Genomic DNA, 15,046 nt, shown 5'->3' on the forward strand with positions numbered 1-15,046 from the left:
ATTTAGGGGTGCCCTTTAGAATACGAATACTTTGAGTATGTTTTATGTAAATGTTCGATATTTAATGCAGAAAAATGTTCGATTTTGTTGACACGTATGAGAGCAAGTGGTAAGATTACTTCGAAAAGAATCACTGCCTCATATAATCTTGGAGATAAGGTCCATAAGTTTCTACCTGGCAACCATGAATTGCTAGACTATGAGGGGAAAAGTGTGTAACAAAGGATGTAAAGGATCTTTGTGCCGAACTTTTTCTCGAAATGAGGAATGTTTATGGTGCAAAGTTTTTTTTATGCAATAAAGAGTGAAAATTTTATTTTAAAAAATTATTATTATTTATTCGACAATTACACTTATTTTGGTGTTTAGTCATTTGTACTATGTTGTAAGTTGAAAAAAGAGAAAAGAAGTCTTACATCAGAGGTCGAATAATTGAAATGCGGGGGAGTCTTATGTCAGTAAAATCTGATAGTCGTCACCTATATCTACGGGTGATTGATCACATCAAAGAAAAAATTAAAGATGGCGCTTATAAAGAACGACAAAAGTTACCATCAGAGTTTGATTTAGCGAAAGAACTTGGCGTAAGTAGAGCGACTTTAAGGGAAGCGTTGCGTATTTTAGAAGAAGAAAATGTTGTCATTCGTAGACATGGTGTAGGGACATTTGTAAATGCAAAGCCATTATTTTCTTCTGGAATAGAACAACTTTCTAGTATTACAGATATGATTTCTAGTGTGGGGAAAACACCAGGAACAATCTTTTTATCATCATCTACTACAACTTTAACAGAAGAGGAAAAAGAGAAGTTTAATAGTGAAGATGGTTTTAATGCAGTGATGATTGAACGCGTGCGTACAGCAGATGGGGAACCTGTTGTGTATTGTATCGATAAACTTGCAAAAGAAATATTGCCAGACTTATCGGGTTACAATGAGGAATCATTATTAACGGTGATACATAATAACACGCATAAGCGCATAACATATGCGGTTGCTCACATTGAGCCAATTGGCTATCACCCTAAAATCTCACCAATTTTAGAATGTGAGCCTGAAACAGCACTGCTTGTATTAAAACAAATGCACTATGATCAAAATGATGAGCCAATCTTATATTCTATCAATTACTTTAGAGCTGATAAATTTAGCTTCCACGTATTAAGAAAGCGTATGTAGGTAAATTCCTTTTTAGGGAGGTGACAGCAAGAAGTAAGGAACAGCAGCGTAAGAATAAATAAATATATATCATTTTTGGAGGGGTTTCTAGTATGAAGAAAAAAGCAGGCCTTTTATTATCATTAACTTTAGCAGCAAGTACAGTTTTAGGTGCATGTGGTAACTCGGATAAGGCGAGCAGTGACAAGAAAGACACGAAAGACAATAAAGACTTCAAGGTTGGTCTCGTAACGGATGTTGGGGGCGTTGATGATAAGTCATTTAACCAATCTTCTTGGGAAGGGTTACAAAAGTTTGGTAAAGATAATGGTTTAAAAGAAAAGACAAATTATCGTTACCTTCAGTCTGAAAAAGAAGCTGATTATATTCCGAATTTAAAAAAATTCTCAAAAGATAAATATGATTTAACATTCGGAATTGGTTATAAATTAGAAGGTGCAATTAAAGAAGTAGCAAAAGAATCTTCAAAACAACAATTTGCAATCGTAGATACTGTTGTAGATGCACCGAACGTAACGAGTATTACGTTTAAAGATCATGAGGGATCATTCCTTGTAGGTGCGGTAGCAGCTATGTCAACAAAATCGAATAAAGTAGGATTTGTTGGTGGAATGAAAAGTGATTTAATTAGTAAATTTGAAAATGGATTTAAAGCTGGTGCAAAGGCAGTAAATCCAAACATTGAAATCGTATCTGAATATGCAGAAGCATTCGATAAGCCTGAAAAAGGTACAGTTCTTGCTTCAGCAATGTATGGTCAAGGCGTAGACGTAATTTATCATGCTGCTGGTGGTACAGGTAACGGTGTGTTCACAGAAGCGAAAAACCGTAAGAAAAAAGGTGAAAATGTTTGGGTAATCGGTGTTGACCGTGACCAACATCAAGAAGGTATGCCTGAAAATGTAACATTAACTTCAATGATTAAACGTGTTGATGTAGCAGTAGAAAAAGTAGCTAAAGAAGCAAAAGATGGGAATTTAAAAGGTGGGAAAATTGAAGAGTTTGGCTTAAAAGATGACGGTATTGGTATTTCAAAAACAACTGATAACGTGAAAAAAGTTAACCCTGAAATTTTAACAAAAGTAGAAGAGCTTGAAAAGAAAATTACAGCCGGTGAAATTAAAGTGCCAGCTACAGATAAAGAGTATAAAGAATATGAAGCTTCTCTAAAAAAATAAATAGAGAAATAGCAAAGGTTAGTTCATAGAACTAACCTTTGTATGTATAAAACTTCCGAATTGCTTAATAAGTTAATAGTGTAATAGGGAATGTTCCCTGTTAAAAGGAGGAACACAATGGAATACGTAATTGAGATGAATAACATTACGAAAGTATTCCCAGGCATTGTAGCGAATGATGATATTACGCTGCAAGTAAAGCAGGGTGAGATACATGCTTTACTTGGAGAAAATGGTGCAGGGAAATCCACATTGATGAATGTACTATTTGGTTTGTACCAACCAGAGCAGGGTGAAATTAAAATTAAAGGTAAACCTGTAAAAATCACAAATCCGAATATAGCAAATGACCTTGGTATTGGAATGGTCCATCAACACTTTATGCTTGTTCATAATTTTACAGTTACAGAGAATATTATTCTCGGAAATGAACCGAAGAAAAAAGGGAAAATTGCTGTTGAGGAAGCTGCTAAAGAAATTCAAAAACTGTCTGAACAATACGGTTTATCTGTAGATCCATATGCGAAAATACAGGATATTTCAGTTGGTATGCAGCAGCGTGTTGAGATTTTGAAAACTCTTTACCGCGGTGCAGAAATTTTAATATTTGATGAACCAACAGCTGTGTTAACACCGCAAGAAATTCATGAGCTAATTCAAATTATGAAAAAGCTTGTGCAAGAAGGAAAATCTATTGTTCTTATTACACATAAGTTGAAAGAAATTATGGAAGTTTGCGATCGTTGTACGATTATTCGTAAAGGAAAAGGGATTGGAACGGTTGACGTTGCAAATACGGATGAAAATAAACTTGCAGAATTAATGGTCGGACGTCAAGTGAATTTTAAAACAGAAAAAATAGACGCGAAGCCAAAAGAAGAGGTACTTTCAATTGCAAACCTTGTTGTTCACGATGCACGTCAACTACCTGCTGTAAAAGGCCTTGACTTAACTGTTCGTGCGGGGGAAATTGTTGGGATTGCAGGGATTGATGGAAACGGACAAAGTGAATTAATAGAAGCAATTACTGGTTTACGAAAAGTTGAGTCAGGTTCTATTGCAATTAAAGGAAAAGAAATAACAAATTGGCCTGTTAGAAGAATAACAGAAGAAGGAATTGGTCATATTCCAGAAGATCGTCATAAACACGGACTCGTTCTTGATTTTTCTGTTAGAGATAATATAGTTCTGCAAACGTATTATAAAAATCCATTTTCAAAGAAAGGGATTTTAAATTTCAGCAAAATTACAGAAAAAGCAAAGGCTCTTATTGAACAGTTTGATGTGCGTACACCTAGTGAGCAAACGTTAGCACGCGCTCTATCTGGGGGGAATCAACAAAAAGCAATTATTGCACGTGAAGTAGACCGAAATCCAGATTTATTAATTGCGGCACAGCCAACACGTGGTTTAGATGTAGGAGCAATTGAATTTATTCATAAGAGATTAATAGAGCAAAGGGATAAAGGAAAAGGTGTATTACTTTTATCATTAGAGTTAGATGAAATCTTAAATGTTAGCGATCGAATTGCTGTTATTTATGAAGGGGAAATTGTAGCAATAGTTGATGCGAAAGAAACGAATGAACAACAGCTTGGATTGTTAATGGCTGGAGGAACAAAGAAGGAGCAGGTGGGTACAAATGGCTAAAAAGCTTTTAACAGAACGAACGATAAATATTTTAGTCCCAGTACTATCCGTTATTTTCGGCTTACTTGTAGGAGCGATTGTAATGCTAGTTAGTGGCTATGATCCAATTGTTGGTTATAGTGCACTTTGGACAGGAATGTTCGGCAGCGCAAGTGCGATTGGTGAAACGCTCCGTACAATGATACCGCTTATTCTTGCTGGCTTATCGGTGGCGTTTGCATTTCGTACAGGTTTATTTAATATCGGGGTAGAGGGTCAATTGTTAGTTGGTTGGCTTGCAGCGGTTTGGTTCGGTTATGCAGTCTCACTACCAGCTTTCCTTCATATTCCATTATCTATTTTATTTGCAGCATTGGTAGGCGGAATTTGGGGCTTCATTCCGGGATACTTAAAAGGGAAGTTTCAAGTGAATGAAGTTATTGTAACTATTATGATGAACTATATCGCGTTGTATGTAACGTATGACATCATTAAGCGTTTCTTACATGCGGGTAATGACAAAACGTATGATATTAAAGAGAGTGCTTCACTATCTTCAGACTGGCTTGCTTCTATTACTGATGGTTCACGTCTACACTGGGGAATTATTGTAGCAATTTTAATCGCTATTTTAATGTGGTTCTTATTAGATCGAACAACTTTAGGTTACGAATTAAAGTCAGTAGGATTTAATCAGCATGCTTCTCAATATGCAGGTATGAAAGTTTCTCGTAATGTAGTATTCTCCATGACAATTGCTGGTGCATTTGCGGGGATTGGTGGAGCGATGGAAGGATTAGGGACATTCCAGAGTATGACAGCGATGTCTTCGTTTACAGGAGTAGGATTTGATGGGATTGCCGTAGCATTACTTGGAGGGAATAATCCGTTTGGTATAATCCTTTCAGCTTTATTATTTGGTGGTTTGAAAAGTGCTTCCCCTCAAATGAACTTTGAGGCAGATGTACCGTCAGAGCTTATTAATGTAATTATTGCATGTATCATCTTCTTTGTTGCATGTAGTTATGTGTTAAGATGGGCGCTTACACGCATGAGCAAGGAGGGGAAATAAATGAGCTTTTTAGATATATTAGCCATTCTTGTGACGGGTACGTTATATACATCGGCACCTATCATTTTCACAGCACTAGGTGGTGTATTTAGTGAACGATCGGGTGTTGTAAACATCGGATTAGAAGGACTAATGCTATTTGGTGCATTTATTGGAGTCGTTACAAACTTATTAATGGGTGATACTTGGGGAACGATGACTCCGTGGATTGCGTTACTATTTGCGGCAATTGGTAGTGGGTTATTTGCATTACTTCATGCGGTAGCTTCTATTACATTCCGAGCAGATCAAGTTGTAAGTGGTGTAGCCATTAACTTCTTATCTCTTGGTTTAACAGTATTTGCAATTAAGAAGATTTTTGATAAAGGGCAGACTGACTTTATTCAGTATCGTATTGAAAAGATTGATATTCCAGGACTTTCGGATATTCCGGTTTTAGGGAAAATATTTTTCTCGAACGTACCAATAACGTCATATATTGCCATTATTTTAGCATTCGTTGTTTGGTATGTTATTTATAAAACACCGTTCGGTCTTCGTCTACGTGCTGTTGGTGAACACCCAATGGCAGCGGATACGATGGGGATTAACGTATATAAAATGCGCTATATTGGAGTCTGTATTTCAGGAGTGTTTGCTGGAATTGGTGGAGCGATTTTTGCAATGTCAATTTCTAATAACTTCTCAGGGGCAACTATTACAGGACAAGGTTTCTTAGCTTTAGCTGCTATGATTTTTGGAAAGTGGAATCCACTAGGCGCACTAGGTGCAGCTCTATTCTTTGGTTTTGCGCAATCTCTAAGTGTAACGGGCGGAACAATCCCTGTATTAGATCAAATTCCAAGTGTTTTATTAACGATATTACCATATATATTCACAATATTAGCGCTTGTCGGTTTTGTAGGTCGTTCTGAAGCTCCGAAAGCTTTAGGAACTCCTTATGAAAAAGGAAAACGATAAGTATTTTATAAGTATAAAAAAGCTCGCACATTAGTGTGGGCTTTTTTACATAGAATATATTTAATACGGAATTTTACTATGTTCCTTACATATTAAAGTTTTTAGAAAGAATCATATGTAAGCATAATAAGGGAGAAAAGTTGATTTTTTATTTCTAAAAACTGTATATTGAAGAGGAATATTCCTATATACGTAAAGGAGGGCTATAAATGAAACTAATGGAACAACAACTACATGAGTTAGGTGGTTTGCGCGTACATATTATTCCGACTGATAAATATAAAACGAATACCTTTGTATTTCGTTTTAAAGCGCCTTTAAATGAGGAGACGGTGACAGAGCGTGCCCTATTGCCATACGTATTGCAAAGTGCGACAGAAAAATTACCTTCTGTAATTCGTCTTCGTCAATATTTAGAAGAATTATACGGATCTTCTTTAGCGGTAGATGTAAGTAAAAAAGGGGAAGACCATATTATCTCCATTTATGTAGACATTGCAAATGAAGTTTATTTACATGATGCACCACCGTTATTTGAAAAAGTGCTTTCTATGTTGTCAGATATTGTGTTACATCCAGCAACGGAGGGGAACGGTTTCCTATCTTCTATCGTAGAAAGTGAAAAAAGAGCACTGTTACAGAGAATTGAAGCTACTTATGATGATAAAATGCGTTATGCAAACGAGCGTTTAATTGAAGAAATGTGCAAAGTAGAACCGTATCGTTTAAGTGCAAATGGAAAAAAAGAGAGTGTTATGTCTATTACAAATGAAAGTTTGTATCAATATTATCAAAAGGTGTTAGCGGAAGATGAAATGGATCTATATATTATTGGTGATATTTCAGAAAACGCCGTTGATCTTGTAAGTAAGTATTTTTCTATTTCAACTCGTCCAGTGAGAGAAAGAAATGTACTCCTTCATAGACGAAATAATGAAGAAAAAGAAGTTGTTGAAAAACAAGAATTAAAACAAAGTAAATTACACATCGGTTATCGTACATTTGTCACATATAAAGATGAAGATTATTTTGCATTGCAATTGTTCAATGGATTGTTTGGTGGCTTTTCTCATTCGAAGTTATTCGTAAATGTGCGTGAAAAAAATAGTTTAGCGTACTATGCAGCATCGCGCTTTGAAAGTCATAAAGGTTTATTATTTGTTATGTCAGGAATCGAAGCGAAAAATTATGAAAAAGCAGTTGAGATTATTAAAGAACAAATGCTTGCGATGCAAAACGGAGAGTTTTCTGAAGAAGAAATACATCAAACAAAAAGTGTCATCCAAAATCAAATATTAGAGGCAATTGATACACCACGTGGCTTTGTAGAAATGCTATATCATGGTATTATTTCAGATCGTACACGTCCAGTTGAAGAATGGCTTACAGGTATAGAAAGTGTGACGAAAGAAGAAATTGTAAAAGTTGCTAAAAATATTGAACTAGATACAATTTACTTTTTACAAGGAACGGAGGGAGAGTAAATGGAGAAAATTGTTTATGAGCAATTAAAAGAAACACTCTATTATGAAAAACTTCCTAATGGATTAGATGTATATGTTTTACCGAAACAAGGATTTAATAAAACATTTGCGACGTTTACGACGAAATATGGTTCTGTAGATAATACATTTGTACCATTAGGGAAAGAAGAAATGATTCGTGTGCCTGATGGAATTGCACATTTTCTTGAGCATAAATTATTTGAAAAAGAAGATCACGATGCTTTCCAATTGTTTAGTAAACAAGGAGCATCGGCAAATGCTTTTACATCCTTTACACGAACAGCTTACCTTTTTTCATGTACTTCAAACGTAGAACAAAATTTAAATACATTGCTAAACTTCGTGCAAGAGCCTTATTTCTCTGAAAAAACGGTTGAAAAAGAGAAGGGGATAATTGGGCAAGAAATTCAAATGTATCAAGATAACCCAGATTGGCGTTTGTACTTCGGGTTAATTGATAGCTTGTTTGTAAAACACCCAATTAAAATTGATATTGCAGGGACAATCGAATCTATTAGTAAAATTACGAAAGATTTATTGTATGAATGTTATGAAACATTTTATCATCCGAGCAATATGTTATTATTTGTTGTGGGTGCAATTGATCCAGAGAAAACAATGGATTTAGTACGTGAAAATCAAGCGAAAAAAGATTATAAAAACCAGCCAGAAATTGTGCGTTCATTTGAAGAAGAACCAAATGAGGTAAATGAAAAGAAAAAAATTATTTCAATGCCTGTGCAAACACCGAAATGTTTAGTTGGTATTAAAGCGACTAATTTAAAGGAAAAGGGGCAAGCGCTTTTAAAACAAGAAATTGCGCTTACGTTACTCTTAGATTATTTATTTGGGAAAAGTTCTGTTCATTACGAAACTTTATATAATGAAGGGCTTATTGATGATTCATTCTCGTATGACTATACAGAAGAAAATAACTTCGGTTTTGCAATGGTTGGCGGTGATACGAAACAACCTGATGAATTGGCAAATCGTTTAAAAGATATTTTATTAAAAACAGATTATGATCAATTAGATGCGGCGGCATTAGAACGAGTGAAGAAAAAGAAAATTGGTGGTTTTTTACGCTCGTTGAATTCACCAGAATATATTGCAAATCAATTTACACGATACGCGTTTAATGAATCTAGCCTATTTGATGCATTGACTGTATTAGAAGGACTAACCGTTCAAGACTTACAAGAAGTAGCGAAATTATTGTTATCAGAAGACAAAATGAGTATTTGTCAGGTGTTACCGAAAAAATAAAATTAAAAAGATACCCTCATCTTATCATTGAAAAATTGTAAGATGAGGGTATTATTTAGTTGTGTGAAAATTGAACTTGTAGAGATAAGAGAGGGACTTTATGAAAAAGTATGTGTTAGTAACTGGAGGGAGCGGAGGAATTGGCTCTGCTATTTCTAAACAATTAATTCAAGATGGATATACAGTTTATGTTCATTACAATAACAGTGAAGAAAAGGTATTGGAATTGCAGAAGGCATGGGGAGAAGTTATCCCTGTTCAAGCGAATTTAGCTTCTAGTGATGGAGCAGAGCGATTGTGGGGACAAATTGAACATCCTATTGATGTTATTGTATACGCAGCTGGGAAGAGTATTTTTGGACTAGTAACAGATGTAACAAACGATGAATTGGATTATATGGTAGAACTTCAAGTGAAGAACGTATATAAATTACTTTCTATGGCACTTCCGCCTATGATCGGGAGAAGAAGTGGTAATATTGTAATTGTTTCATCTATATGGGGACAAATAGGGGCTTCTTGTGAAGTGCTTTATTCAATGGTAAAAGGGGCACAAAATTCATATGTGAAAGCTTTAGCGAAAGAAGTTTCTTTAAGTGGATTACGTGTGAATGCAGTAGCACCAGGAGCAATTGAAACGGAAATGTTAAGTGTTTTTTCTGAAGAAGATAAAATGGGAATTGCAGAAGATATACCATTAGGTAGAATAGGATTACCAGAAGAAGTAGCGAAAACAGTTTCATTCCTCGTATCACCAGGAGCGTCTTACATAACTGGACAAATTATCGGAGTGAATGGCGGTTGGCACTGCTAAAAAATTCTTACATAAAAAATGAATAGTTGCACAAATTAAGGATGATTTTATTACTCAATAGTGAGGTGCTTAATTATGTCAGTATTAGATAATTTTGATCAGTGGAAGAGCTTTTTAGGAGAACGTTTAGAGCAAGCGCAAGACAAAGGTTTAGATGGCGGTGCGGTATCAGATATGGCGTTTCGTGTTGGCGACTATCTTGCTAATGAGGTAGAAGGACGCAATGACCAAGAGAAATTATTAGCTGAGCTTTGGAAAGTTGCTGATGAACAGGAGCAACATACAATTGCAAATTTAATGGTTAAGTTCGTACAACATAAGTAAAAGTAGAGAGGAGATTCTCCTCTCTACTTTTTTTGTATAATAATTACACAGGGTAGATTATACATTTAGCTTCCCTATTAAGGTGAAATCATATAATATAGTACGTAGGTGTAAAGTAAGCAAGGGGAGTGATCTTGGATGATTGAATGGTATTTTGAATATGAAATACATAAAAACCGACCTGGCTTGCTTGGTGACGTTTCTTCGTTAATCGGTATGCTCGGCATTAATATTGTCACAATTAATGGTGTAGATAATGCACGACGTGGGTTACTTCTTATGTGTGATAATCAAGAGCAAATCTCTAGACTTGAATCAATTTTAAATACGATGGATAACATAACGGTAACGAAATATCGTCCGCCCAAGCTAAGAGATAAGCTAGCGGTTAGACATGGTAGGTACATACAACGAGATGCAGATGATAAGAAAACATTTCGATTTGTGCGTGATGAATTAGGCTTACTTGTAGACTTTATGGCAGAAATTATGAAAAAAGAAGGCCATAAACTAATTGGGATACGCGGAATGCCTCGTGTCGGAAAAACAGAATCCATTGTTGCTGCAAGTGTTTGTGCAAATAAAAGGTGGTTATTTGTATCATCTACTCTTATTAAGCAAACTGTTCGTAGTCAATTAATTGAAGATGAGTATAGCGATGACAATATTTTCATCCTAGATGGAATTGTGTCAACGAAGCGTGCTAACGAAAGACATTGGCAGCTCGTTCGTGAAATTATGAGATTGCCTGCAACGAAAGTTGTAGAACATCCTGATGTATTTGTGAGTCAGTCAGAATACACATTGGATGATTTTGATTATATTATCGAGTTGCGTAACGATTATGATGAAGAAATTCAATATAATTTAGTAGATGAAATTGAGCAAGGTACGCAAAATAATTTCTCTATGTTTGACTTTTAAAGAAATATTGAGGTGTTAGTAGTGACGGAATTGGGACAAAAGCTGAAAGAAGCAAGAGAAGCGAAAGGCTTGTCTATTGATCAGCTGCATGAGATTACAAAAATTCAAAAACGCCATTTAGTGGCAATTGAAGAAGGCAATTATGATGTATTGCCAGGAGCTTTTTATGCGCGTGCATTCATTAAACAATACGCAGATGCGGTTGGATTAAATGGAGAGGAACTGCTCGTAGAACATCAGAGTACGATACCACAATCTGAAAAGCGGGAAGTTCCACAAGTATCAACGGGACAAAAAACACAAGAAACAATGCAAAAATCTTCATCATGGCCAATTGCAGATCACATGCCGAAAATCTTAGTTGCGCTGTTAGTAATTGCAGTTGGAGTGGTAATCTGGTTTGTGTTTCAAGCGTTAACTGGAAAAGATGATGAAAAAGTTCCGAGCGCTCAAAGTGAGAAAATTGAAGTTCAAAAAGCGAAAGATTCTCCGTTAGATACGAAGAAAGATGAAGTGAAAGCGGAAGAGCCAAAAAAAGAGGAACCAAAGAAAGAAGAACCAAAGAAAGAAGAACCAAAGAAAGAGGAGCAACCAGCACAACCAACTGGACAGCAAGAAGTGAAAGTAGTTGGAACAACTGGAAAAGTATCTACTTTGGAAATTCATAATAATAAAACATTAGAACTGGAATTATCGGGTAAAGGTGCGAGTTATGTAGATGTTAAAGATGATGCTGGGAATGTGATTCTAAACGCTACAGTACAAGAGGGCCAAATAGAAAAACGTGATGTATCAACATTAAAAGAAGTGCGACTTAATATTGGAAATGCAACGAATGTTGAAGTTAAACTGAATGGCCAAGTGGTCGCTTATCCATTGGATCCAGAAAAAGAACTTCACCAAAGATTGGTGATAAAAAACCAAGGGATAGAGCAACCTGCACAATAACAGTCATCGCTTCGATGACTTTTTTTCGATGAACAAATGTTTTTGATATGATGGAGGAATAGCTGTGAATTTACCAAATAAAATTACAATATCTAGAATCTTCTTAATTCCAATTTTTATGGTAATTATGTTAGCGCCCTTTGATTGGGGTTCATACAAAATTGGTGATGTTGATTTACCGATTCAACATTTAGTGGGGGCACTTATCTTTATCATTGCTTCAGCTACAGATTGGATTGATGGACATTACGCAAGAAAATATAATCTTGTAACGAATTTAGGGAAGTTTCTTGACCCGTTAGCTGATAAATTACTTGTTTCGGCAGCACTTATTACATTGGTAGAGATGCAATATGTACCGGCTTGGATTGTTATTGTAATTATCAGTCGTGAGTTTGCGGTAACTGGTTTACGTCTTGTACTTGCTGGAACAGGGGAAGTAGTTGCAGCAAACCAGCTAGGAAAAATTAAGACATGGACACAAATTATTGCGATTGCAGCATATTTATTACACGATGTACCTTTAAATTTAATCCATATTCCAGTTGCGGATATCTTCATATGGATTGCATTAATCTTTACTGTTATTTCAGGATGGGATTATTTCTGGAAAAATAGAGCTGCTTTTGTAAACTCAAAATAGAAGTTTATGGGGGAATTGGGATGAATGCTGAGATTATTGCGGTTGGAACTGAATTATTACTTGGACAAATTGCAAATACAAATGCCCAGTTTTTATCTGAAAAGTTAGCTTCAATCGGAATTAACGTGTACTATCATACTGTTGTTGGTGATAATAATAAGCGATTGCAAAAGGCGATTGAAGCTGCGGAAGAACGTGCTGATATACTTATTTTTACAGGTGGATTAGGACCGACAAAAGATGATTTAACGAAAGAAACGATAGCTGCTAGTTTAGATGAAGAGCTTGTGTATGATGAAAAGGCATTAGCCTTAATAAGTAATTACTTTAAGCGTACAGGCCGTGAATTTACGGAGAATAATAAAAAGCAAGCGCTCGTTTTAAATGGAGCAACAGTATTTGCAAATGATCACGGTATGGCGCCGGGTATGGGGGTAAATAAGAACGGAAAAGTTTATATTTTATTACCAGGGCCGCCAAAAGAAATGAAACCAATGTATGTAAGTTACGTAGAGCCTTTTTTACGTAATTTTACAACAGGAGAAAACATTTATTCTCGTGTGCTTCGTTTCTTCGGTATTGGGGAGTCCCAATTAGAGGTGAAAGTTCAAGATTTAATTGATGGACAAACAAACCCAACAATTGCCCCGTTAGCAAATGATGGAGAAGTGACATTACGTTTAACCGCTAAGCATCAAAATGTTAGCGAAGCGGAGAAACTAATTCAACATGTGGAAGATTTGATTTTAGAAAGAGTAGGAGAATTTTTCTACGGATATGACCAAGAATTTTTGCATTATAAGGCAATCGAGTTATTGAAGAGAAAAGGGTTAACTTTAGCGTGTGCAGAAAGTTTAACAGGTGGTCTTTTTGGAAATCAAGTAACTGAAAACGCTGGTGTTTCTTCTGTGTTTAAAGGCGGTGTCATTTGTTATCATAATGATGTGAAGCAATCTGTTTTACGTGTGCCTGAAGAAGTGTTGCATACTGATGGTGCAGTTAGTAAAGAATGTGCTCGTTATCTTGCTGAAAATGTTAAGGATGTACTAAAAGCGGATATTGGAATTAGTTTCACTGGGGTAGCAGGGCCAGATGCTTCAGAACAGAAAGAACCAGGAACAGTATTTGTTGGGCTTTCGATTAAGGATGAACCAACTGTAGTCTTTTCTCTTAATTTAAGCGGAAGTCGTCAACAAATTAGAGAACGAACAGCAAAATATGGATTTTATCATTTATATAAAAAGCTAGAAGAGATATAAGTTTCTTCTAGTTTTTTTACGGTTAAATTTAGATGTTATTTGATAGAAAATAAAAAAATCGAATAAATGTTCGATTTTTGTTGGCAAATTGAATTGAAAATAGGTATAATAAGATTAGCAATTCAGTTAAGGAGGAATTTTGAATGAGTGATCGTCAAGCAGCGTTAGATATGGCGTTAAAACAAATAGAGAAGCAATTCGGTAAAGGTTCAATTATGAAATTAGGAGAACAAGCGGAGCGTAGAGTTTCTACGGTTTCTAGTGGTTCTTTAGCACTTGATGTGGCACTAGGGGTAGGCGGATATCCACGTGGCCGTATTATCGAAATTTACGGACCTGAAAGTTCAGGTAAAACGACAGTTTCATTACATGCAATTGCAGAAGTACAACGTCAAGGTGGACAAGCAGCATTCATCGATGCGGAGCACGCAATGGATCCTGTATATGCACAAAAACTAGGCGTTAACATAGATGAATTACTATTATCACAGCCTGATACAGGGGAGCAAGGATTAGAAATCGCGGAAGCACTTGTACGAAGTGGTGCGGTTGACATTATCGTAATTGACTCTGTAGCAGCTCTTGTACCGAAAGCAGAGATTGAAGGCGACATGGGTGACTCACACGTAGGTTTACAAGCACGTTTAATGTCACAAGCACTTCGTAAGCTTTCAGGAGCAATCAACAAATCAAAAACAATTGCAATCTTTATTAACCAAATTCGTGAAAAAGTTGGGGTTATGTTCGGAAACCCAGAAACAACTCCAGGTGGTCGTGCGTTGAAATTCTATTCAACTGTTCGTCTTGAAGTGCGTCGTGCGGAGCAATTAAAGCAAGGTAACGACATCGTTGGTAATAAAACAAAAGTAAAAGTAGTGAAAAATAAAGTAGCACCACCATTCCGTGTTGCTGAAGTTGATATTATGTACGGAGAAGGTATTTCAAGAGAAGGTGAAATCTTGGATATGGCTTCTGAGCTTGATATCGTTCAAAAGAGCGGTGCTTGGTATTCTTATAATGAAGAACGCCTAGGACAAGGTCGTGAAAATTCGAAGCAGTTCTTAAAAGAAAATACAGATTTAAGAGAAGAAATTGCTTTCTTTATTCGTGAGCATCACGGAATTAGTGAAGATTCTGGTGCTGAGGGCGCAGAAGATTCAACTCTTCTTGATTAAAAAAATAAAAGACACGGCCTCGTGTCTTTTATTTTTTTATCTACTATTAAGGAGCATAATACTATAGATAAAAAATATTTTTTTACTTCAAATGCGTTGTGTAAAGAGGGATATATAAATATTTTAAGTAAAAGAAATGGGAATTACTAAGGTTTTCCAGTATAGTAGGCT

14 protein-coding genes and 1 riboswitch are annotated in these 15,046 nt (G+C 35.9%); all 14 genes read left to right on the forward strand.

All coding sequences use genetic code 11. From position 1 onward, the window contains the following. Nucleotides 1-118 precede the first annotated feature (118 nt). A riboswitch (purine riboswitch) is annotated at nucleotides 119-220 on the forward strand. 232 nt (nucleotides 221-452) lie between these two features. Continuing rightward, on the forward strand, nucleotides 453-1,178 hold the full coding sequence (locus ACS2QP_RS03070; RefSeq protein ID WP_000114182.1) for a GntR family transcriptional regulator: 726 nt from the start codon (nucleotides 453-455) through the stop codon (nucleotides 1,176-1,178). Nucleotides 1,179-1,270: 92 nt separating this feature from the next. Then, nucleotides 1,271-2,356: a BMP family lipoprotein gene (locus tag ACS2QP_RS03075; protein WP_000725771.1), complete on the forward strand. Its 1,086-nt coding sequence runs from the start codon at nucleotides 1,271-1,273 to the stop codon at nucleotides 2,354-2,356. Between the two features lie 117 nt (nucleotides 2,357-2,473). Next, the gene (locus ACS2QP_RS03080; RefSeq protein WP_000456914.1) at nucleotides 2,474-4,006 is read left to right on the forward strand and encodes an ABC transporter ATP-binding protein; all 1,533 of its coding nucleotides are present in this window, start codon (nucleotides 2,474-2,476) and stop codon (nucleotides 4,004-4,006) included. Beyond that, complete coding sequence (locus ACS2QP_RS03085; RefSeq protein WP_001085254.1) at nucleotides 3,999-5,057, forward strand: ABC transporter permease; 1,059 nt, start codon at nucleotides 3,999-4,001, stop codon at nucleotides 5,055-5,057. Before ACS2QP_RS03080 ends, ACS2QP_RS03085 begins: the two co-directional genes overlap by 8 nt. Next, nucleotides 5,058-6,017, forward strand: coding sequence for an ABC transporter permease (locus tag ACS2QP_RS03090; protein WP_000008856.1), 960 nt, complete (start codon nucleotides 5,058-5,060; stop codon nucleotides 6,015-6,017). A 209-nt stretch (nucleotides 6,018-6,226) separates the two neighbouring features. Further along, on the forward strand, nucleotides 6,227-7,501 hold the full coding sequence (yfmF, locus tag ACS2QP_RS03095) for an EF-P 5-aminopentanol modification-associated protein YfmF (RefSeq protein ID WP_438882122.1): 1,275 nt from the start codon (nucleotides 6,227-6,229) through the stop codon (nucleotides 7,499-7,501). Further along, the gene (gene yfmH, locus ACS2QP_RS03100; protein WP_000411976.1) at nucleotides 7,502-8,788 is read left to right on the forward strand and encodes an EF-P 5-aminopentanol modification-associated protein YfmH; all 1,287 of its coding nucleotides are present in this window, start codon (nucleotides 7,502-7,504) and stop codon (nucleotides 8,786-8,788) included. 100 nt (nucleotides 8,789-8,888) lie between these two features. Beyond that, nucleotides 8,889-9,602, forward strand: a complete 714-nt coding sequence (ymfI, locus tag ACS2QP_RS03105; RefSeq protein WP_438882123.1) for an elongation factor P 5-aminopentanone reductase — start codon at nucleotides 8,889-8,891, stop codon at nucleotides 9,600-9,602. Nucleotides 9,603-9,677: 75 nt separating this feature from the next. Continuing rightward, complete coding sequence (locus tag ACS2QP_RS03110) at nucleotides 9,678-9,926, forward strand: DUF3243 domain-containing protein (RefSeq protein WP_000114450.1); 249 nt, start codon at nucleotides 9,678-9,680, stop codon at nucleotides 9,924-9,926. 138 nt (nucleotides 9,927-10,064) lie between these two features. Next, nucleotides 10,065-10,850, forward strand: a complete 786-nt coding sequence (locus ACS2QP_RS03115; RefSeq protein WP_000574107.1) for a DUF3388 domain-containing protein — start codon at nucleotides 10,065-10,067, stop codon at nucleotides 10,848-10,850. Between the two features lie 21 nt (nucleotides 10,851-10,871). Continuing rightward, entirely contained in the window at nucleotides 10,872-11,798 is a 927-nt protein-coding gene (locus tag ACS2QP_RS03120; protein ID WP_000137459.1) for a helix-turn-helix domain-containing protein, read from the forward strand. A 64-nt stretch (nucleotides 11,799-11,862) separates the two neighbouring features. Further along, complete coding sequence (pgsA, locus tag ACS2QP_RS03125; RefSeq protein ID WP_001052967.1) at nucleotides 11,863-12,441, forward strand: CDP-diacylglycerol--glycerol-3-phosphate 3-phosphatidyltransferase; 579 nt, start codon at nucleotides 11,863-11,865, stop codon at nucleotides 12,439-12,441. A 20-nt stretch (nucleotides 12,442-12,461) separates the two neighbouring features. Then, nucleotides 12,462-13,700 carry a competence/damage-inducible protein A gene (locus tag ACS2QP_RS03130; protein WP_048656453.1) on the forward strand — a complete coding sequence of 413 codons (1,239 nt, stop codon included), beginning with the start codon at nucleotides 12,462-12,464 and terminating at the stop codon, nucleotides 13,698-13,700. Nucleotides 13,701-13,843: 143 nt separating this feature from the next. Beyond that, entirely contained in the window at nucleotides 13,844-14,875 is a 1,032-nt protein-coding gene (gene recA / locus ACS2QP_RS03135) for a recombinase RecA (protein WP_001283860.1), read from the forward strand. The last annotated feature ends 171 nt before the right edge of the window (nucleotides 14,876-15,046 follow it).

This window comes from Bacillus cereus group sp. Bce019, assembly GCF_051781745.1.
In the GTDB taxonomy this organism is placed as follows: domain Bacteria; phylum Bacillota; class Bacilli; order Bacillales; family Bacillaceae_G; genus Bacillus_A; species Bacillus_A cereus.

What these genes read in the sequence shown, in the direction of transcription:
- ACS2QP_RS03070 (WP_000114182.1), top strand. Translation starts at nt 453, where the DNA reads ATGTCAGTAAAATCTGATAGTCGTCACCTATATCTACGGGTGATTGAT.
- ACS2QP_RS03075 (WP_000725771.1), top strand. Translation starts at nt 1,271, where the DNA reads ATGAAGAAAAAAGCAGGCCTTTTATTATCATTAACTTTAGCAGCAAGT.
- ACS2QP_RS03080 (WP_000456914.1), top strand. Translation starts at nt 2,474, where the DNA reads ATGGAATACGTAATTGAGATGAATAACATTACGAAAGTATTCCCAGGC.
- ACS2QP_RS03085 (WP_001085254.1), top strand. Translation starts at nt 3,999, where the DNA reads ATGGCTAAAAAGCTTTTAACAGAACGAACGATAAATATTTTAGTCCCA.
- ACS2QP_RS03090 (WP_000008856.1), top strand. Translation starts at nt 5,058, where the DNA reads ATGAGCTTTTTAGATATATTAGCCATTCTTGTGACGGGTACGTTATAT.
- yfmF (WP_438882122.1), top strand. Translation starts at nt 6,227, where the DNA reads ATGAAACTAATGGAACAACAACTACATGAGTTAGGTGGTTTGCGCGTA.
- yfmH (WP_000411976.1), top strand. Translation starts at nt 7,502, where the DNA reads ATGGAGAAAATTGTTTATGAGCAATTAAAAGAAACACTCTATTATGAA.
- ymfI (WP_438882123.1), top strand. Translation starts at nt 8,889, where the DNA reads ATGAAAAAGTATGTGTTAGTAACTGGAGGGAGCGGAGGAATTGGCTCT.
- ACS2QP_RS03110 (WP_000114450.1), top strand. Translation starts at nt 9,678, where the DNA reads ATGTCAGTATTAGATAATTTTGATCAGTGGAAGAGCTTTTTAGGAGAA.
- ACS2QP_RS03115 (WP_000574107.1), top strand. Translation starts at nt 10,065, where the DNA reads ATGATTGAATGGTATTTTGAATATGAAATACATAAAAACCGACCTGGC.
- ACS2QP_RS03130 (WP_048656453.1), top strand. Translation starts at nt 12,462, where the DNA reads ATGAATGCTGAGATTATTGCGGTTGGAACTGAATTATTACTTGGACAA.
- recA (WP_001283860.1), top strand. Translation starts at nt 13,844, where the DNA reads ATGAGTGATCGTCAAGCAGCGTTAGATATGGCGTTAAAACAAATAGAG.